The 19352-nt window shown below is 62.8% G+C and carries 15 protein-coding genes and 1 pseudogene; 9 read left to right on the top strand and 7 right to left on the bottom strand.

Annotated features, from left to right (window positions below; translation table 11 throughout):
* Window positions 1–12: 12 nt before the first annotated feature.
* A complete protein-coding gene (locus ACTHLA_RS14820; RefSeq protein ID WP_440190970.1) occupies window positions 13–384 on the top strand; it encodes a hypothetical protein in 372 nt (123 codons plus the stop codon).
* On the opposite strand, the gene ACTHLA_RS14815 is transcribed toward ACTHLA_RS14820, so the two are convergent.
* Window positions 371–937: a hydrolase gene (locus tag ACTHLA_RS14815; protein ID WP_440190967.1), complete on the bottom strand. Its 567-nt coding sequence runs from the start codon at window positions 935–937 to the stop codon at window positions 371–373. The genes ACTHLA_RS14820 and ACTHLA_RS14815 overlap by 14 nt on opposite strands.
* 94 nt (window positions 938–1031) lie before the next feature.
* Here ACTHLA_RS14815 and ACTHLA_RS14810 point away from each other — a divergent pair, with 94 nt between their 5' ends.
* Window positions 1032–1649: a TetR/AcrR family transcriptional regulator gene (locus ACTHLA_RS14810; RefSeq protein ID WP_440190964.1), complete on the top strand. Its 618-nt coding sequence runs from the start codon at window positions 1032–1034 to the stop codon at window positions 1647–1649.
* Here ACTHLA_RS14810 and ACTHLA_RS14805 read toward each other — a convergent pair.
* The 3 genes from ACTHLA_RS14805 to ACTHLA_RS14795 form a co-directional block, all read right to left on the bottom strand.
* Entirely contained in the window at window positions 1646–2191 is a 546-nt protein-coding gene (locus ACTHLA_RS14805) for a superoxide dismutase family protein (protein WP_440190961.1), read from the bottom strand. The genes ACTHLA_RS14810 and ACTHLA_RS14805 overlap by 4 nt on opposite strands.
* 97 nt (window positions 2192–2288) lie before the next feature.
* Window positions 2289–4472: a glycoside hydrolase family 3 C-terminal domain-containing protein gene (locus ACTHLA_RS14800; RefSeq protein WP_440190958.1), complete on the bottom strand. Its 2184-nt coding sequence runs from the start codon at window positions 4470–4472 to the stop codon at window positions 2289–2291.
* 79 nt (window positions 4473–4551) lie between these two features.
* Window positions 4552–4881: a metalloregulator ArsR/SmtB family transcription factor gene (locus tag ACTHLA_RS14795; RefSeq protein WP_440190955.1), complete on the bottom strand. Its 330-nt coding sequence runs from the start codon at window positions 4879–4881 to the stop codon at window positions 4552–4554.
* Between the two features lie 139 nt (window positions 4882–5020).
* Here ACTHLA_RS14795 and ACTHLA_RS14790 point away from each other — a divergent pair, with 139 nt between their 5' ends.
* Window positions 5021–5995 carry an acyl-CoA desaturase gene (locus ACTHLA_RS14790; RefSeq protein WP_440190952.1) on the top strand — a complete coding sequence of 325 codons (975 nt, stop codon included), beginning with the start codon at window positions 5021–5023 and terminating at the stop codon, window positions 5993–5995.
* On the opposite strand, the gene ACTHLA_RS14785 is transcribed toward ACTHLA_RS14790, so the two are convergent.
* A complete protein-coding gene (locus ACTHLA_RS14785) occupies window positions 5992–7584 on the bottom strand; it encodes an FMN-binding glutamate synthase family protein (protein WP_440190949.1) in 1593 nt (530 codons plus the stop codon). The two genes, ACTHLA_RS14790 and ACTHLA_RS14785, sit on opposite strands and share 4 nt — an antisense overlap.
* 141 nt (window positions 7585–7725) lie before the next feature.
* On the opposite strand from ACTHLA_RS14785, the gene ACTHLA_RS14780 reads away from it, so the two are divergent.
* The 4 genes from ACTHLA_RS14780 (at window position 7726) to ACTHLA_RS14765 (ending at window position 14533) form a co-directional block, all read left to right on the top strand.
* Complete coding sequence (locus ACTHLA_RS14780) at window positions 7726–9678, top strand: DUF885 domain-containing protein (protein WP_440190946.1); 1953 nt, start codon at window positions 7726–7728, stop codon at window positions 9676–9678.
* A gap of 156 nt (window positions 9679–9834) precedes the next feature.
* Window positions 9835–10917: a recombinase RecA gene (gene recA / locus ACTHLA_RS14775; RefSeq protein ID WP_440190943.1), complete on the top strand. Its 1083-nt coding sequence runs from the start codon at window positions 9835–9837 to the stop codon at window positions 10915–10917.
* A gap of 191 nt (window positions 10918–11108) precedes the next feature.
* The gene (gene alaS, locus ACTHLA_RS14770) at window positions 11109–13754 is read left to right on the top strand and encodes an alanine--tRNA ligase (RefSeq protein WP_440190940.1); all 2646 of its coding nucleotides are present in this window, start codon (window positions 11109–11111) and stop codon (window positions 13752–13754) included.
* Complete coding sequence (locus tag ACTHLA_RS14765) at window positions 13754–14533, top strand: glucose 1-dehydrogenase (RefSeq protein ID WP_440190937.1); 780 nt, start codon at window positions 13754–13756, stop codon at window positions 14531–14533. The genes alaS and ACTHLA_RS14765 overlap by 1 nt, the downstream gene beginning before the upstream one ends.
* Here ACTHLA_RS14765 and ACTHLA_RS14760 read toward each other — a convergent pair whose 3' ends face one another.
* Window positions 14534–15454: an AEC family transporter gene (locus tag ACTHLA_RS14760; protein ID WP_440190934.1), complete on the bottom strand. Its 921-nt coding sequence runs from the start codon at window positions 15452–15454 to the stop codon at window positions 14534–14536.
* 159 nt (window positions 15455–15613) lie between these two features.
* Here ACTHLA_RS14760 and ACTHLA_RS14755 point away from each other — a divergent pair, with 159 nt between their 5' ends.
* The gene (locus tag ACTHLA_RS14755; RefSeq protein WP_440190931.1) at window positions 15614–16951 is read left to right on the top strand and encodes a hypothetical protein; all 1338 of its coding nucleotides are present in this window, start codon (window positions 15614–15616) and stop codon (window positions 16949–16951) included.
* A gap of 88 nt (window positions 16952–17039) precedes the next feature.
* Complete coding sequence (locus ACTHLA_RS14750; RefSeq protein WP_440190928.1) at window positions 17040–18722, top strand: carboxylesterase/lipase family protein; 1683 nt, start codon at window positions 17040–17042, stop codon at window positions 18720–18722.
* A 361-nt stretch (window positions 18723–19083) separates the two neighbouring features.
* Here ACTHLA_RS14750 and ACTHLA_RS14745 read toward each other — a convergent pair.
* Window positions 19084–19350, bottom strand: a pseudogene (locus tag ACTHLA_RS14745) (DUF2939 domain-containing protein); the annotation flags it as partial.
* Window positions 19351–19352 lie beyond the last annotated feature (2 nt).

The following is a 19352-nucleotide window of genomic DNA, read 5'->3' as shown; positions in this document are numbered from 1 at the left end:
CACTCTGTCGGTATGACGCCTTGGAAATATTTGTATGTGCTGAGCGGCGTGCGCGCCTTTCGTCATCGCTGCTACATCGTGGCGGGGATCATTGAAGCTATGGCTCTGGCCATTGTCATTTGCGTGGTCAGTTGGTTTATCCAGATGCGGCCCGATGTGGCGGATGGCGTGGCGGGCTTTAGTGAGCGTCATGCCTTCGGATCGTTGGTGCGCTATCTGAGCCCTGGCGACGAGATGGTGATGAATGTGGCTGTCGCGGGGTTGATGCTGACCACGGCCCTGGTAGTGGTGATGCTGGGATGGCTCTGGCACCGGCGGCTGACGCACATTCTGCCGCCGCCGGAAGAGGTTGCGCTCGATCCGTCCGACGTCAGGCAAGTTTGAGATCGGTTGACGACACGACGCGGCTTATGCGGGGGAAGATAGACTTGACCGCCAATTGATGGAGTTCCGCCGAGGCGGTCGTGCAGGCGTCTTCAACGATCACGACGGCGTAATTGCGCTCCCAGGCGTCTCGCGCGGTCGATTCGACGCCAAAATTGGTGGCGATCCCCGCCAGAACCACGGTGGTGACGCCGCGTCGGCGCAGATGCAGGTCTAGGTCCGTGCCATAGAAGGCGCCCCAATTGCGCTTATGAACCACAATGTCGCCGGGTTGTTGCAGGCCGTCCACAAGGGCGAACCAGCTTTCGGGCAGACCGCCTTCCGGTAGAGGCATGGCAGCGTCAACCGGCGCCTTGAGCATGTCGGAATAGGCCTTATCCCAGCCGACATGCACAAGAACGACCGGCGCGCCAGCCTGTCGGAACTGGTCCGCCAGCGCCTTGCCCTTCGTCACGACATCCTCGGCGGTATGGGGCGCGCGTTCACCCGTGGCGATGCCGTTTTGCAGGTCAATCAAAATGAGAGCGGTGGTTTTGGGGTCAAGTGAAAGCATGGCGGCGCCTTTCGCGAAGAGTTTTTTGACAGGGCGTATTCGGTATGGCAATGATGCCAATATGAGGATGGCCTCATAAAAAGGATATATGAGGATGTCCTCACAAAAGTCAACCGCAGAGTCCGTCGAGATGCGCGCGCCGAAACGTGAGCGCGGTCGTCAGCGGGTCGCTAATCTGTTGGCCGCCGCCTCAAAAATCATCGCGGAGCGCGGCTACGACGCGGCGACCATGACGGCGATCGCGGTCGAGGCGGGCGCGTCGATCGGCTCGCTTTATCAATTCTTTCCGACCAAGGCGGCGTTGGCCGAGGTGCTGCTGGATCAATACGGCGCGCGATTGGGCGACAGGCTTAATGCGCTTCTGGCGCTTCAGACGGGACTGACGACTGCGAAGATGTCCGAAGGTCTGGTCGCGATGATGCTCGACCTGACGGCGGACCGCACGGCGGTGATGGCGATCCTCGATGCGCGTGACGCTGGCCCCGAAGCAGGCGAGGCGCGCCGTCAGTTGCGGGCGCGTCTTGAAGACGGTCTGGAGCGGCTCTTACGCATTGTGCGGCCAGACCTCAAAGGCGACGCGCTGGTGTCGCTGCGCCTGAGTCTGCTCTACATGCTCAAGGCCATACCGGCCATGGTGGGCGACGCGCCGCAACTGGCGACGCAGGTGCGCGACGATATGACGCGCGCACTGGCCTGTTATATTTCAGGCTAACCGGCGGCCAGAGCCGCGCAGCCGACGCGCACGCCCGCGCCGCCTATGGGTTGGGTCTTATAGTCGTCGGGCATGGCGTGGATCACGACGGCGGAACCATCATCGTCCATCAGATAAGGCTTATCGCCGGTCTTGGTCGCCGTGACGAGGTTGGAGAACAGTTCGACATTGGCTGTGCCGTCCGCCGCAACGTAAAGATTAGGCAGGTCGCCCGCATCATTATGGCCTGGGTCCAAAAACCCATGCGTCACCGGCGTCATCGCATGCACATGCCCGCCCGCCGAAGCGAATTTATCGTCGGTGCAGGCGCCCTTTTCATGGAAATGCATGCCGTGCCAGCCAGGAGCCAGTCCGTGCGCCTTGACTCGCAGGATGACGCCGTCCGGTCCCGGCGTCACGGTTACGGTTCCCAGATCCTGACCGTCCGGCGCCTTGATCTGTCCGGAATAGACCGTGGGCGTCGGTTCGGCCTCTTGAGCGATGGCTTGCATCGCATTCAGGGCGATGCCGGCGAAGACACACAGGGCGACGATGGAGCGCATGGCGATTCCTCAACGGGAAAAAGGCAGCGGGCTGACTGCACCCTTTCGGGCCAATGTGTCGTCGATGTGGCCAAAATATAAGGATGCGATAAGGAGCTTACCTGACCTCCAGAGTCGCGCTGAGTCGAATATCGGCGGAAGATGCGCCGACCATCAGCTTTACCGGTTCGGTCTCGACCACAAAGGCGTGGCTGTCGGCGTTCCAGTAAGCCAGTTGCGCGGCTTTAAGCGGTATGACGACCGTCTTCGTTTCCCCTGGCCCCAGGTGAATGCGCTCAAAGCCCTCAAGTTCCAGCGTGGGGCGAGACACCGCCGATTTCATGTGCCGCACATAGAGCTGCGGGGTGGCGTCGCCCGCCATCTGGCCGGTATTGGTCACATCCAGGCTGATCGTAATCGCGCCGTCTTTTGTCATATGCGGAGAGTCGAGGCGGATATGACTGTAGCGGAAGCTTGTGTAGCTCAGGCCATAGCCGAACGGATAAAGCGGTTTGCCCCAGTGGCCCCGGTCGAAGTACATGTAGGTGCGGCCGTGCCGGATGTCGTAATCCATCATCGGCGGCAATTGCGCCATTGAGGCGGGCCAGGTTTCGGTCAGATGACCGCCGGGGTTATAATCGCCGAACAGCACCGCGGCGATGGCGCTGCCTTCCTCCTGTGAAGAATGGGTCATATGCAATATGGCCGGAACGTGCGCCTGCGACCAGTCGATGGTGTAGGGGAAGCTCGACACCAGCACCATGACGGTGCGCGGATTGACGGCCAGAACCTGTTTGACCAGCCCTTCCTGCGCCAGAGACAGGGTTTCGCGGTCGCGGCCCTCGCGCCCGTCACCCGGATCGGCGCAGGGCTTGGTGCCGTCGGCGATCCAGTCGTGCGCCATATTCGGGCCGCAGGTCGGATCGTTGCCAACCACGGCGATGACCGCATCGGCGCCTTTCGCCGCCTCGACGGCTGCGTCGCCACTTTCTGCATAGATTACCTTGACGTCGGGACCGAGGGCGGCCTTGATCCCATCCAGCGGCGTGATGGCATAGGGCGGCAGGCCACCGTACCAGTCCCAATGCACGCTGTCCGCCAGTTGCCCGACCACGGCGACCGTCCTGAGCTTCGTCCGGTCCAACGGCAGAACATGGTCCGCATTCTTCAGCAGGGTGATGGATTCCAACGCGATCTGTTTCGCCACGGCCTTGTCCGCGTTCGTTGTCCACGGCTCCGGTCCGGTCCCGATCCGCGCATAGGGATTATGCTCTGGCGGGTCAAGCAGACCGAGTTTCAGCGTAACGCGGAACTTGCGGGCGAGGGCGGCGTCGATGTCGGCTTCGGTGACCAGACCGTCCTTGAGCGCGGCGCGCATCTCATCCTTGTAAACATCGAGATACTGATTGATCCCGGCCTTGAGCGTCGCCGCGACGGCGGCCTCCTGAGTCGGATAGCGCTTGTAAAGCTTGACGAGATTGGTGACCGCGCCGCCATCGGAGGAGATTACATCGGCGCCCCATTGGTCGATGACCAGGCTTTGCAGGATCGGATTGACCGCCATGGGCGTGCCGTTCCAGGCGTTATAGGACGCCATCAAAGCCCGCGCGCCGCCGTCTTCAAACGCCATGCGGAACGGGACGGAATAGTATTCGTAGAATTCGCGCTCATCGAAATTGGACGATGAACTGCCGCGCCCGTTCTCATTGGAATTGGCCAGGAAGTGTTTGAGCAACGCGCCCGCCTGCCAGTAATTCGGGTCGTCGCCTTGCAGCCCCTTCACATAGGCGCTCGCCATGGTTCCGTTCAGGAACGGATCTTCGCCATAGACTTCCTCGGAGCGGCCCCAGCGCGGATCGCGCATCAGGTCCGATTGCGGCCCCCACTGCATCAGGACCGGGTGATGATAGTCGGCGTTGGTCTGGGTGATGTAGCGCGCCTCGTAGCCCTGCACGGCGGCGGCCTTCTGCACCAGCCCCGGATCCCAGGTTTCGCCCATGCCGGGTGGTTGCGGGAATTGGGTGGTATGGATCGGCGGCAGCTTGCGTTGCTCATTGCCGCGCTGCACGACGCCGTGGATGCCCTCAGAAGACCCTAAGCTCGGCACGCCCAGGCGCGGTACAGCGGTGTTTGTGCTGAGCGCGTCTATCTTTTCGTCGATCGTCATCAGCGACAGAAGGTTCTGAATGCGCTGTGCGGCGGGCAGGTCGGGATTCTGAAACGGATAGGTTTGCGCGCTCGCAATCGGCGCAAGCGCGAGCAGCGCGCAGGCGAGCGCCGTGGTCAGATATAGGCCGCGCATAGATTAGTCTCCCTGTCGTCGTCTCGTTGCCCCCGGACGTGTGAGGGGCAGCTTTGCACGGAGTGCGGCGTGCGGCAAGTCAGGCGTCGTCGTCCGTCTCCGCACGACGCGCTATGTCTCGACTTTCCCGGCGCAGCGGCGCGCGCACAGGGCAGACTTCCTGAAGGTAGCCGTCGAGCATATTGGCGATATGTTCCTGGACGATACTGTAATGGATATATTTTCCCTTGCGTTCACTGGCGATCAGACCAGCGTTTTCCAGGATGCTCAGATGCTTGGACAGTGACGGCTTCGACATATCGAAGCGCTCCGCAATCTCTCCGGCGGTCAGGGACGCCTCAGAGAGATAGGCGAGAATGCGCAGTCGCGGTTCAGAGGCGAGGGCTTCAAAGGTTTTGACAACGCGCATTGGAAGTCCATTCGAGCGTTACAACATTTAGTCATTTAACGTATTGACGAAATGATCGTGCGGCGATAACGATTAGTCAGTTAACTAAATGTAGGGATGCTGATGCGGTTGGTCAAGTCGAACCGCAAGGGGGAAGCTTATGCGCGAATCTTTTGAAAATATACATCGGATCGAAGACATGCACGGCGCGAATCCGTGGCGGGGGAGCATCGTGTGGTCGCCGGCTAAATCTTTGTTTTTGCTGACTATGTATGGCGGAGCTATGGCGGGGTGCATAGCTTTTTTGCGCTGGGACGCGATTTTGCTGTTTGCAGCCAAGACCGCGACGGTGCTGTTGATCGGACATTCGGTCGGTATGCATCGGCGACTGATCCACAGAAGTTTCGACTGCCCCAAATGGCTCGAATACTGTCTGGTTTACGCTGGAACGCTTGTGGGCTTGGGCGGCCCGATCGCGATGATCCGTACGCACGATTTTCGCGACTGGGCGCAAAGACAGCCCCAGTGCCATGACTATTTCGCGCATCGCCAACCGCCGCTGATCGATGCAATCTGGCAGATGCACTGCGAACTGCGGCTACAGGCGCCGCCGTGCCTGACTATAGAGGCGGAAGTTGCTAACGATCCGTTTTACCGCTGGCTGGACCGCCATTGGATATTGGCGCACCTGCCATGGGCGGTCGCTTTCTTCGTTATCGGCGGTTGGGCGTGGGTACTGTGGGGCGTATGCGCTCAGGTCGCCGTGACGGTGACCGGACACTGGCTGATCGGCTATCTGGCCCATGCCGATGAGACGCGCAACTGGCAGGTGCGCGGCGCAGGCGTACAGGGGCGCAATGTCAGCTTCGCCGGAATGATCACGATGGGGGAGGCATGGCATAATAATCACCATGCCTTTCCGGGCTCTGCGCGCATTAGCCTTTACAGAGGGCAGAGTGATCCTGGCTATCGCTTTATTCGTGCGCTGGAAGGTTTGGGGCTGGCGTGGAACGTCCGCCTGCCGGAACATCTGCCGCACCGGCCGCAACTGCATTGGTCGGGTGGCCAAAGGCGGCTACGCGCCGATAGCGGTCCATGCCCTGTCCTGTTGCGGCTTCGCGGCAAGGCCGCCTAAAACTTCGGCGCGAAGCTGTGGGCGTCGGCGCGGTCCCATTCGCGCATCAGGCGTTCGTCCGCCGAGCCGCTGAGCAGGGCGCCTTGCGCCACGGCGGGATAGGCGGCGTCGCCGCGCACGATCTGGCCGACTGTATTGCGGATATGGACATGCCACGGTCGTAGCTGTTCCGGGTGCGTCAGGCCCGCCGCGCCGATCACCTGGGCGATGGCCCCCAGCGTATTGCGATGGAAGTTGGCCACGCGCGGCGCCTTGTCCTCAATGACGAGTGCGCGCTGGCGCCCCTTGTCCTGTGTGGTCACGCCGGTCGGGCATCGGTTGGTGTGGCAGGCGCGCGCCTGTACGCAGCCGAGACTGAACATGAAGGCGCGGGCTGCGTTCACGTAGTCGGCCCCAAGGGCGTGGATGCGACAGAAATCGAAGGCGGTGACTATCTTGCCGGACGCGCCGAGCTTGAGGTCGTCGCGCAGGCCCGCGCCCGTCAGGGCGTTGTGCATGAAACTGAGTCCCTCGACCAAAGGCAGACCCACATGGTCGGACAACTCCATCGGCGCCGCGCCGGTGCCGCCTTCGGCGCCGTCCACAACGATGAAGTCGGGAATGATTTCGGTTAGCAGCATGGCCTTGATCATGGCCAGCACCTCGAAGCGGTGTCCGACGCACAGTTTGAGACCGACCGGCTTGCCGCCGGACAGGTCGCGCAGGGTTTGCAGGAACTGCATCATCTCGACCGGCGTGGAGAAGGCCGAATGGCGCGCCGGCGACACGCAGTCCTCATCCATACCGATCAGGCGCGTGGCGGCGATTTCGGGCGTGATCTTGGCCTTGGGCAGGACGCCGCCATGACCGGGCTTGGCGCCTTGCGACAGTTTGATCTCGATCATCTTGACTTGCTCGGACTGGGCGGTCCTGGCGAACAGGTCCGGGTCGAAATGACCGTCCCTGGTGCGGCAGCCGAAATAGCCGCTGGCCACCTGCCAGATCAGATCGCCGCCGCCCTTGACGTGATAGGGGCTGATTGAGCCCTCGCCGGTGTCCTGAGCGAAGTCGCCCAGTTTCGCGCCGGTGCTGAGCGCTTCAATGGCGTGGCCGCCCAGAGCGCCGAAGCTCATGCCGGAAATGTTCAGAATGGAGCTGCGGTAAGGCTTGCGGCATTGAACGCCGCCGATGTCGATACGAAAATCCGCATTCTTGATTTCGACCGGCATGACGGAGTGCGAGATCCAGCCATACCCTATGCCGTCCGGGTTCAGCACGGTTCCGAACGGGCGAACATCCGATTCATTCTTGGCGCGTTGGTAGGCGACGGCGCGCTGGTCGCGCGAAAAAGGCAGGGGGTCGCGCTCGTCTTCGATGAAATACTGGCGGATTTCCGGGCGGATATATTCAAAAATATAGCGGAAATGGCCCATCAGCGGATAGTTGCGCAAGATGGCGTGATGCGGCTGGATCAGGTCATAAATCCCCAGCAGACACAGCGGCAGAAGCACGATCAAAGCCAGCCAGAAATCAGGATGAACCCACAGGCCGAGCGCGGCGAAGGCGAGGGTGAGGACTATGACCGATTGAAAGACGAAGAAACGCGACATGGAGCTACCTTGGCTGTTCAGGCGTCTGACTAACATGCGGTTCGCGCTCAGAACAGGCGCAGTTATCAGCTTGCAGTCGCGGCGGATTTAAGCCTAGTTTGCCGCCAAGTCACGCGTGCAACTACCGGAGCGCTGTTTTCAATGTTCGATCGTCGTCATCTTCTGGGCGCTCTGGCGTCAGTTCTGGGCCTCGGCGCCAGCGAGGCGCTGGGCGCCGTCAAACATAAAAAGAAAAAGACGACGACCCGTAAGCGTAAAACCACGCACCGCAAGACGACGCACAAAAAGGCCGTGCATCATGCGCCCGCGCCGCCGCCGAAACCCGTCATCCCGGACGAAACCGCGCCTTCGACGAAGACGGCGCTGACGGCGGCTTTTCACACGATTCTCAACGACCTGCTGACGCAGTCGCCGACCGCGGCGACCTCGTTTGGCATGGATAAGGGCGATTTCGCCTATCAGAAGGCGCGACTCGACGACCGCAGCGCGGCGGGGCTGGCGGCCAATGTGACGCGGCTGCAAAAGGCGGTCGTGCTGCTGGAAGGGCTGGACCGCAACGCCATGAACCTGTCCGACCGGGTCAATTACGACACGGTGCTGTGGGATCTGCAAACCCAGTTGGAGGGCGCCAAGGGGTTTCCGTTCGGCGATAACGGCACGGCGATCAATCTCGTCTTCTATGCGCCGACGCCCTATGTGGTCAGTCAGTTGTCGGGCTTCGGCTGCGTGATTCCCGACTTTCTCAACACCCAGCACACGATTGCTAACGAGACCGATGCGCAGGCCTATCTGAGCCGTCTTGACGCCTTCGCCGTCGCACTCGATCAGGAAACCGACCGTCTGCGTCAGGACGCGGCGCGCGGCGTGACTACGCCGGACTTCATTCTGAAAGCGGCGATTACGCAGCTCAGCGGCCTGCGTGATGCGCAGCCGGAGACGGCGACGCTGGTGACCTCGCTGGTCGCGCGCACGGCGTCGGCCAATATCGCGGGCGATTGGCAAACCCCAGCCGTCGCCAAGGTCGGCGGGCCGATCAAGGCGGCGCTGGACCGGCAGATCGGCGCGCTGAACGACCTGCTGGCCAAGGCGCGGCATGAGGCGGGCGTGCGTGAACTGCCGGGCGGCGATGACTACTATGTCTGGGCGGCCAAGTCGGGAACATCCACTCAGACCTCGCCGAAGGACATTCATGACCTCGGCCTGCAAAAGGTCAGCGACATCAATGCCGAATTGACCGCGCGCTTCAGAGCTTTGGGCAAGACGGGCGCGCCCGGGCCGCTCATGCACGCCCTCTATACCGATCCGGCGCAGCTCTATCCCAATACGGATGACGGCAAGGCGCAACTGATCCAGGACCTGAACGCCAAGGTCGATCAGGTCTATGCGCGCGTGCCGCAATATTTCGGCGTCGTACCGAAGACCAAGGTGACGATCCGGCGCGTGCCGCCCGCTATCGAGGCGGGCCAGCCCGGCGGCTATTATCAGCCTGCCGCGCTCGATGGCTCGCGCCCCGGCATCTATTATATCAATCTGCGCGATACGGCGGAGACGCCGAAATTCCTGCTTTCGACCCTGACCTATCACGAATCCGTGCCGGGCCATCATATGCAGATCTCCATCCAGCAGGAGGTCGACATGCCGCAATTGCGCAAGATCGCCAGCTTCAACGCCTATGTCGAGGGCTGGGCGCTCTATGCCGAGCAACTGGCGGGCGAGATGGGGCTGTACGATAACGACCCCTATGGCCGCATCGGCTATCTGCACGACGCCCTGCTGCGCGCGGTGCGACTGGTGGTCGATACCGGCACGCACCATCTCGGCTGGAGCCGCGAACAGGCGATCGCCTATATGCAGGATCAGTTGGGCGACGCCGAATCGGCCTGCGCGACCGAGATCGAGCGCTACTGCGCCTGGCCGGGACAGGCCCTGGGTTACATGGTCGGCAAGCTGACCTGGTTGTCGATCCGCGAGGCGATGAAGAAGAAGCAGGGCGCCGCCTTCGACATCAAAAAGTTCCACGATACGGGGCTGACGCATGGCTCCATGCCGCTGGATGTTCTGGAAGGTCTTTATGATGGACTTGGGTTGACGTAAGCGTTTGTAAAAGCGTTATTTTCAAAATTTGTTCTGCAAAAGTTCCAAGAACATCTTGCGAACACGGAACAAATGAAGTACGCCTTTTATGTCAGATCAGTTATCCACCAAAACCGACACCGGGGTGGGGGAATCGTGACATAGGAGGGTTTGGTTATGTCGCAGGCGGTATTGAAACTCGTGGGTAAGAACGAATCCGAAAAGCAACGCGCGCTCGAAGCGGCGCTGGCTCAGATCGACCGGGCGTTTGGCAAGGGCTCGGTGATGAAGCTCGGCTCGAATGGCAAGGTGCAGGAGATTGAATCAGTCTCGACCGGTTCTCTGGGGTTGGACATGGCGCTGGGCATCGGTGGATTGCCGAAGGGGCGCGTTATTGAAATCTATGGTCCGGAATCGTCAGGTAAGACGACCCTGGCCCTGCATACGGTAGCCGAAATCCAGAAGGCGGGCGGCACGGCGGCTTTTGTTGACGCCGAACATGCGCTCGATCCGACTTACGCCAACAAGCTGGGCGTCAATCTCGACGACCTGCTGGTGTCGCAGCCGGACAATGGCGAGCAGGCGCTGGAGATTACCGATACGCTGGTGCGTTCGGGCGCCGTGGACATCGTGGTGGTGGACTCGGTGGCGGCCTTGACGCCGCGCGCCGAAATCGAAGGCGATATGGGCGACAGCCTGCCCGGTCTTCAGGCGCGTTTGATGTCGCAGGCGTTGCGCAAGCTGACCGGCTCAATCTCGAAGTCGAAGTGCATCGTCATCTTCATCAACCAGATCCGCATGAAGATCGGCGTGATGTACGGCTCGCCGGAAACCACGACGGGCGGCAATGCGCTGAAATTCTACGCCAGCGTCCGTCTCGACATCCGCCGCACCGGCGCAATCAAGGTGCGCGACGAAAACATCGGCAACAGCGTCAAGGTCAAGGTGGTCAAGAACAAGATCGCCCCGCCGTTCCGCGAAGTCGAATTCGACATCCTGTTCGGCCAGGGCATTTCCAAGCTGGGCGAATTGATCGACCTTGGCGTGAAGGGCGGGATTGTCGAAAAGGCCGGTTCCTGGTTCTCGTACAATTCGACCCGCATCGGTCAGGGTCGCGACAATGCGCGCGAATTCCTCAAGGCCAATCCCGATCTGGCCAATGAAATCGAGATGGCGATCCGCAAGAAGTCGGGCGTCATTTCCGAAGACATGCTGGGAGCGCCGGAACATGACGCAAATGAAGGCGACGAGTCGCTCTGAGGTTTGGGCTGCGACGGCGGCGCCGAATCGCCAAACCCAGCCTGCCGTCATGGCTCAAAGACGCTCCGGCACGCCGGAGCGTCTTTTCTTTTCCGCATGTGCGGAAAGGTCTTTGCGCTGAGCTTTAACCGCCTCTATATACGGGCGATATTTGTCTTAACGCCCAGTTGGAGCGGTTTTCCGGTTAGCTCATGTCGTCCACGCCTTCCCTGAACCAGATCCGTCAGACCTTCCTCGATTACTTTGCGAAGCAGGGACACGAGGTCGTCGCATCGTCGGCGCTGGTGCCGCAGAACGATCCGACTCTGATGTTCACCAATGCGGGCATGGTGCAGTTCAAGAACGTCTTCACTGGCGCGGAGACGCGGCCCTACAAGCGCGCTACGACCTCGCAGAAGGTGGTGCGTGCGGGCGGTAAGCACAACGATCTCGATAATGTCGGCTATACGGCGCGTCACCACACCTTCTTTGAGATGCTCGGCAACTTCTCGTTCGGCGACTACTTCAAAGCCGAGGCGATCGAATTTGCCTGGAATCTGATCACCAAGGAGTATGGCATCGACCCCAAGCGCCTGATGGCGACCGTCTATGTCGATGACGACGAGGCTTTCGAACTGTGGAAGAAGATCGCCGGTCTGCCGGAATCGAAGATCGCCCGCATTGCGGGGTCGGACAATTTCTGGTCGATGGGCGACACCGGGCCGTGCGGCCCCTGCACCGAAATCTTCTTCGATCACGGCGAACACATCTGGGGCGGCCCTCCGGGCTCGCCGGAAGAAGATGGCGATCGTTTCGTCGAAATCTGGAATCTGGTCTTCATGCAATACGACCAGCAGCCAGATGGAACGCGCCTGAACCTGCCGCGCCCGTCAATCGACACGGGCATGGGGCTGGAACGGGTCGCGGCGGTGTTGCAAGGCGTACATAATAATTACGACATCGACCTGTTCCGCCATCTGATCGCCGCATCGGAAGCGGCGACCGGTGTGAAGGCCGAAGGCGAGGCCTTGCCGTCACATCGCGTCATCGCCGACCATCTGCGCTCGACCAGCTTCCTGATCGCCGACGGCGTGTCGCCGTCCAACGAAGGCCGCGGCTATGTGCTGCGCCGGATCATGCGCCGCGCCATGCGTCATGCCTATCTTCTGGGCGCTCAGGAGCCCTTGCTGCACCGTCTGGTCCCGGCGCTTGTTGCTGAAATGGGCGATCATTACGGCGAACTCAAACGCGCCAAGGCGACCATTGCTGACACGCTGCGTCAGGAGGAGGAGCGCTTCCGCCGCACCCTGGGCCGTGGCATGACCCTGCTCGACGAGGCGACGCGCGACCTGAAGGACGGCGATATGCTGGCGGGCGAGACGGCGTTCAAGCTGTACGACACCTATGGCTTCCCGCTCGATCTGACTCAGGACGCGGTGCGCGCCAAGGGGCTGAGCGTGGATGTCGCCGGGTTTGAAAGCGCGATGGAAGAACAGCGCAATCGCGCGCGCGAACACTGGACCGGCTCCGGCGAAAAGGCCGTGGCGGCGGAATGGTTCGCCATCCGTGACGCCGTTGGCGCATCGGAATTCGTTGGGTACGACCATCTCGACGCGCAGGGGCATGTGCAGGCGCTGGTGCTGGATGGCGAGAGCGTCGATGAGGCGCATGTCGGCGATGTGGTCGAGGCGATTTTTGAAAAGACCCCCTTCTATCCGGAAGGCGGCGGGCAGGCGGGCGACACCGGCACGGTGGACCTGCTGCACGGCAAGGCGCGCGTGCTGGACACCCATCGTCAGGCGGGCGAACTGATCGTGCATCGCATGGAGATCACCGAAGGCGCGCTGAAACTGGGCGACAAGGTCGAACTGCACGTCGATGCGCATAAGCGCGCCACCACGCGCGCCAACCATTCGGCGGCGCACCTGCTGCACGCCGCGCTCAAGCACGTTCTGGGCCCACATGTGGCGCAGAAGGGGCAGTTGGTGGACGCCGATCGGATGCGTTTCGACTTCAGCCACGGCGCGCCGCTGACCGACGACGAAATTTCGCGCATCGAGGCCGAGGTCAATGCCGTCGTACAGCAGAATACGGTCGCCTCGACCAAGATGATGACGCCGGACGCCGCCATCGCCGAGGGGGCGGTCGCCTTGTTCGGCGAAAAATACGGCGACGAGGTGCGCGTGCTGGCGCTGGGGAAGGCGCTGGACGGTCCCGGCAGCTTCTCGGTCGAACTGTGTGGCGGCACCCATGTGGCGCGCACCGGCGACATCGCCCTGTTCAAGATCGTCTCCGAAGGCGGCGTGGCGGCGGGCGTGCGCCGCATTGAAGCCCTGACCGGCGAGGCGGCGCGGCAGTTTCTGCTGGAACAGGCGGGCGTCGCGCGCGCCCTGGCCGACCAGTTCAAGACGCCGGTGTCAGAAGTCGCGGCGCGCGTCGAGGCGTTGATCGCGGAGCGCAAGAAGCTGGAAAAAGAGCTGTCCGAAGCCAAGCGCGCCCTGGCCGTTGGCGGCGGCGGGGCGGCGTCAGGACCGGAAGAGATCAACGGCGTCAAGGTGATGGCGCGCGTGCTCGACGGCGTTGGCGGCAAGGATCTGCGTCCTCTGGCCGAGGATTTCAAGAAGCAGATCGGCTCAGGCATTGTCGCCCTGGTCGGCAAGCTGGACGGCAAGGCGGCGGTGACGGTGGCGGTGACGCCGGACCTGACCGGTCGCTACAACGCCGCAGAACTGGCCAAGGCGGCGGTGATCGCCATGGGCGGCGCGGGCGCGGGCGGCAAGCCTGACTTCGCTCAGGGCGGCGCGCCGGACGATACCAGAGCCGAGGCCGGACTCGACGCGGTGAAGGCGCTGATCTGATGGCGCGCCTGGCCGGGAAGATCGTTCTGGTCACCGGCGGCGCCAGCGGCATCGGCGAAGCGATTGTGCGCGCCAGCCACAAGGAAGGCGCGCGTGTTGTGATCGCCGATATCCATCCGTCCGCCGGAACGAGGCTGGCCGATGAACTGGGTGAGCGCGCGCATTTTCTGCAACTGGACGTGGCTGAAGAGGCGTCGTGGATTACAGGTCTGGACGCCGTGATCGCAGAACACGGCCGTCTCGACGTGCTGGTCAATAATGCTGGCGTGACGGGCAATGCCGCAGACGGTCAGAACGATCCTGAACACACAACGCTCGACGAATGGCGGCGCGTGATGCGCGTCAATCTGGACGGGGTGTTTCTGGGGTGCAAGCACGGCATCCGCGTCATGCGTCCGACGGGCGGTTCGATCATCAATATGTCGTCGCGCTCAGGACTGGTCGGCGTGCCCCATCAGGCGGCCTATGCGGCCTCCAAAGCGGCGGTGCGCAACCACACCAAGAGCGTGGCGCTCTACTGCGCCGAGCAGGGGGTGAATATCCGTTGTAATTCGGTGCATCCGGCGGCCATCCTGACGCCGATGTGGGAGGCGATGCTGAAAGATGGCGCTGACGCCGAGGCCGTCGCCAGGGCCAGCCCGCTGCATCGTTTCGGGCGGCCCGACGAGGTGGCGGCCATTGTGATTCTGCTGGCGTCTGACGAGGCCACCTTCATTACCGGGTCCGAATTCAACATTGATGGCGGCATCCTGGCCGGTTCGGCGGGGGCGCCGAAATAATTACATCGCCAGCAACAAGGCCAGCGCCGACAGGGTGAACAGGCTGATCAGCGTGCTTTGCGCCACGGTTTTCGCCGCGCCTTCGCTCCAGACATCATACATGCGCGTCTGCACGAACACGCTGACGGCGGTCGGGGTCGCGCTCAGGAAGACACAGACGCGGAAGGTGAGCGGATCGACCCGCAGCCATGAAAGCGCTAACGCCACCAGTGCTGGGGCCAGTATAATTTTACCGACCATGGCGAAGATGCTGAGCCGGTCGGGCCGGATCAGGCGCGGCGCAGGCATAAGGCCCAGCATGCCGCCCAGCGCGACCAGCGCCACGGGCGGGCCGGACTTGCCCAGAAGGTCGAGCGCGTTGTCCAGAACCGGCGGGAAATGCAGGTTCAGGCTCATCAGCGCGACGCCCAGCGCGGCGCCGATAACCGTCGGATTTTTCGACGTATGAACAAGCGCTTCGCGGAAGGTATGGCCGGACGCCTTGGCCAGTCCTGCGCAGCCGATGCTGAAGAGCACGAGAAAGTCGGCGGCGACGACCAGAGGCCCCATCAGCATCACCTTCGGGCCGAACAGGCTGGCGACCACCGGCACGCCGAGGAAGGCCGAGTTGTTGACCAAAGACGCCATACCCGCCGCTATCGCGTGCGACCGGTCGCCGCCCAACAGACGTATGAGGACTACGGCGATCAGCGCCGCGACCAGCATGGCGGCGATATAGACGATCAGCACGCGCGCATGTCCGGCGTCGAGCGGCGGCAGGCGGGAAAAGCTGACCAGCAGCCAGCACGGAAAGGCCAGCCAGTAAAAATAGGCCGACAATCCGTTCAACCCGCTCTGATCGAGCCGTTTCAAACGGACCAGAAGCGCGCCGAGCGCGATGAAGCCGAAGAAGACGACGACGCGGGACAGGGTTTCCAACATGGGCTCTGCATGCGCTGAAACCCCTTGCTGCGCAAGCCCTATTGCGAATTCGCGCCGGGCGTGGCGCGGGCGGCGCGGCGTTTGCATCTTCGCGTCCGAAGACTGACGCGGCGTATCGTCCTGACACGCTGTTGATCAGGCGAACGGACCAGGGCCAGTATGTTTGAATTTGGACGCGAATTGCGGCGCATCTTCCGCCAGCACGATCGGATCGACGCCGACGCCAGCCTGTATGAGCTGATGAATCTGCAGATGCTGATTGCGCAGGGACGTCAGTTCGACATCGAAGGCGGGCGCGTCTCCACGCGCGACCGGTTTACGCCCTATATTCAGGCGGCGCTGATCTGGCGCGAATATGCGCGCCGCACCGGCGATCCGGTGGCGGTGCGGCGCGCGGCGGCCTCGGCGGAAAACGCCGGCAAGGCGGCGCAATCGGCGCAGGAGGCGGCTCTGGCCGCGTTGGAGCAGGCCTTGACCTGTCTTCTGAGCCACGATCTGTTCGAGACGGGCGACCTGCTGTCATCGGCGGAAGACCTGCTGGCGACGGGGCGCGCGGCGGTGCAGGAGGACGACGCCCTGCGCGCGCGCTACAACCGCGCCGAGGCGCAACTGGCCATGCGTCTGGCCGTGCGTCAGGGCATTGGCGAGGATCTCGAACTGGCCATGCTGGCCATGTCGCACATAGACCGGGCCGTGGAGCGCGCCGATCAGCGTGTGATCAGGACGCACGCCAGTGCGGACAAGATCGAGGCGGCGCTGGCGCGTCTGGACCGCGCCGACCTGCTGATGATGGTCGGCGTGGATCGCGGCGACGCCAGTCTGATGACGGCGGTGGTCCGGGATTTTGAGGCGCTGCGGGCGCGGCTCGATCCGGCTTACGAACCGGTCACCCATGCGCGCGTTACGCTGCGGCTGGCGCAGGCGCAGATCTGGGCCGGGGAAATCGAAGGACGTCCCGAAACGGTCAGCGAGGGGGTGGCGCTGCTGTCGCGCGAGGACGCCATTTTCGATTATGAACATGCGCCGCTGGACTGGGTCGCGCACCAGCAATTGCTGGCGTCGGGTTTGCAGATTTTGGCCGAATTGACTCTGGAGACGGAATTGCACGGCAAGGCGATGGCGGTTTACGATCTGGCGCTGAAACGGCCGCTGCAAAAGGGCCTGGCCTTACGCGCCCGGTTGCTGGAGGCGCGCGCCGCCTGTCGCACACGTCAGGCGGAAAGTCAGGGTAGTCTCAAGGCGCTGGATCACGCCGAAGCCGCGTTTAAGTCCGAACTGCGTTCGATCCGCGCGCATGACGATCCGGTCGCCTGGGCGGTGTTACAGTGGCAGTTGGCGCGTATCTATGTCGCGCGCGGCGAGATCAGCGGTTTCATGATGGAGCGCGCTGAGGCCGCCTACGCGCTGGAGGCGGCGCTCGATATTTTCCGCGAGCAGGGGCTGACGGCGATGACCGCCGCTGCGGCGGTTCTGCAAGACAGTGTTCGTGCGGCATGAGAGTCTGATAGCGCTAACAAACTTCTTGTCGAAGACGGCTTACGGGGATAGCCTGCCTGCATAATAAAAATATGCAGGGAAGATACGGATGCAGATGCGACGTCGCGAGATGCTGGCCTCTATCGCGGGCCTTGGTTTGGCGGCGTCGGCGCGCGCCGACGTTTTGCCGACCTCGACCTTGATCACAGGCCCGTTTGTCGAGGTCGAGACGGCTCAAGGCCGCCTGCGCGGCGGCCATGAGCGCGGCGCCGTCGCCTTCAAAGGCGTCCCCTATGCAGGTTCGGTCTCCGCCGCCAACCGCTTCAAGGCGCCGCCCCCTGCGCCGACATGGACCGGGGTGCGCGAGGCGCTGCGCCTGGGGCCGCCCGCGCCGCAGACGCCAGGCTCGACCTATGGCGAGCAGGAGCCCGATCGCAGCGAGGACTGTCTGGTTTTGAACCTCTGGACGCCTGCCGTGAACGACGGGCGCAAACGCCCGGTCATGGTCTATTTCCACGGCGGCGGTTATTCGACCGGGTCGGCGGGTTCAACGACGCAGGACGGCGCGCGGCTGGCGGCCTTGTACGATGTGGTGGTGGTCGCGCCCAATCACCGGCTGGGCCTGCTGGGCTTTTTATGGCTAGGCGATGCGCTGGGCGAGGACTACGCGACATCAGGCAATGCGTCGATGTTCGACATGATCGCGTCTCTGCAATGGGTGCGCGACAATATCGCGGCCTTTGGCGGCGATCCCGACAATGTCACGATTTTCGGCGAGTCCGGCGGCGGCGCCAAGGTCGGCACGCTGCTGGGCATGCCCGCTGCGAAGGGCCTGTTTCACAAGGCGGGCATCCAGAGCGGCGCGCAACTGCGTCGGATGCCGCGCGCGACGGCGGCGGAGACGACGCAGCGTCTGATGCGCGCGCTTGATCTGACCGATGCGCGGCGTCTGAACGAGGTTCCTGTCGAAACCCTGCTCAAGCTGCAATGGGACGGTGAGGCGGGACATGGTCCGCTGGCGCAGGCGACGCCGGGCTTTCGGGCGCCGCCTCAGCCGGATATGCCGGGCATATCGTTTTCGGAATCGACCCTGCCCGGCCATTTCGGCCCTGTGGTCGATGGCTGGGCCTTGCCCGTCGATCCGTTCGATCCGGTCGCCTGCGCAACCTGCGCCGAGGTTCCGCTGCTGATCGCCAGCAATAGAACCGAAGCGGCGTTTTTCTTCATGAACGATCCGGCGGCCTTCACCCTGGATGCGGCGGGACTGACGCAGAGGCTGCGGGAGAGTTTCGGCGCGCAGGCTGAGACAATTTTGACGACCTACCGCCAGCTCATGCCGCAGGCGACGCCATCGGAGTTGTTTCTGGCCATCATGACGGCGCGCACCATGGGGGTTGAGACTGTGGTTCTAGCTGATCGCAAGGCGGCGCAGGCTGCGCCGGTCTATCGCTATCGCTGGGATTATCCCTCCAACCTGCCCATTAAGGGCGCGTCGGGCGCGCGTCTGGGGGCCGGTCACGCCACCGATATCGGGCCGACCTTCGCCAATTTCGATGAAAAGGGACTGCATGGCGACGGGCCAGGCGTGAAGGCGGCGTCGCTGAATCTGAGCGCCATCTGGGCCAGTTTCGCCCATACAGGGCAACCGTCGGCGCCGGGCGTGGCGGTCTGGCCGCCTTATACGCCGGACCGGCGCGCCACCATGCTGGTCGATGCGCAATGCCAGCAGGTTGACGATCCCGACGCCGAGGCGCGCGAGATGTGGCTGCGCCTCGACCCCAATTGGGTCTAACCAGGGACGGGCTGGTTTCGGCGTCGGTTCCTGGCGTCGGCAGACCGATATGCACCAGACGCCAATGAGTTACGCCCTGCCGCTCGAAGGTGAAGGTGGTCGTCCCGCGCATCTCGTCCGTTATGGTCAGGCGCGTATGCTCCAGCGAGAAGAAGGCGACGTGCGGCGCAGGCGGCTTGCCGTCATAGCGCGCGGGATCGGAAGTATTGGCGTCCATGGCCATGCCATAGGTCAGGGCCAGCAGGGCGCGCGGCGTCAGATAGCTGTTGGCGTCGATGACGGGCGGCGCTGGCTTGGCCTGTTCGGGATGGATCATGTCGTTAAAGGCTTTGCCCACCGAATCGGCGACGTTTTTCAGGGCGTCGCCCGTCGCGCCGACCGGATCGTTGATGGCGTTGGGCGTAGGCGCGGGCACGCCCTGACCGCCCGCATCAAGTTGCAGACGCAGTCCGGCGCGCACGGCGTCATAATCGACGAGCTTAGACAGCGCCTCGACATCCTGGCTCTGGCATGAACTGCGGATGTCGTAAAAGGCGAGGGTCGGCGCGAAATAGAACAGGGCCGCAGCGCTTGCGGCGATTAAGATCAAAGCCAGTCCGAGCAGGCGCGACACGTCAAACTCCCCCATCT

Source organism: Asticcacaulis sp. (assembly GCF_051956075.1).
Classification (GTDB): Bacteria; Pseudomonadota; Alphaproteobacteria; order Caulobacterales; family Caulobacteraceae; genus Asticcacaulis.
Note: the sequence above shows the minus strand (reverse complement) of the source record. Positions and strands in the feature narration are given on the sequence as shown.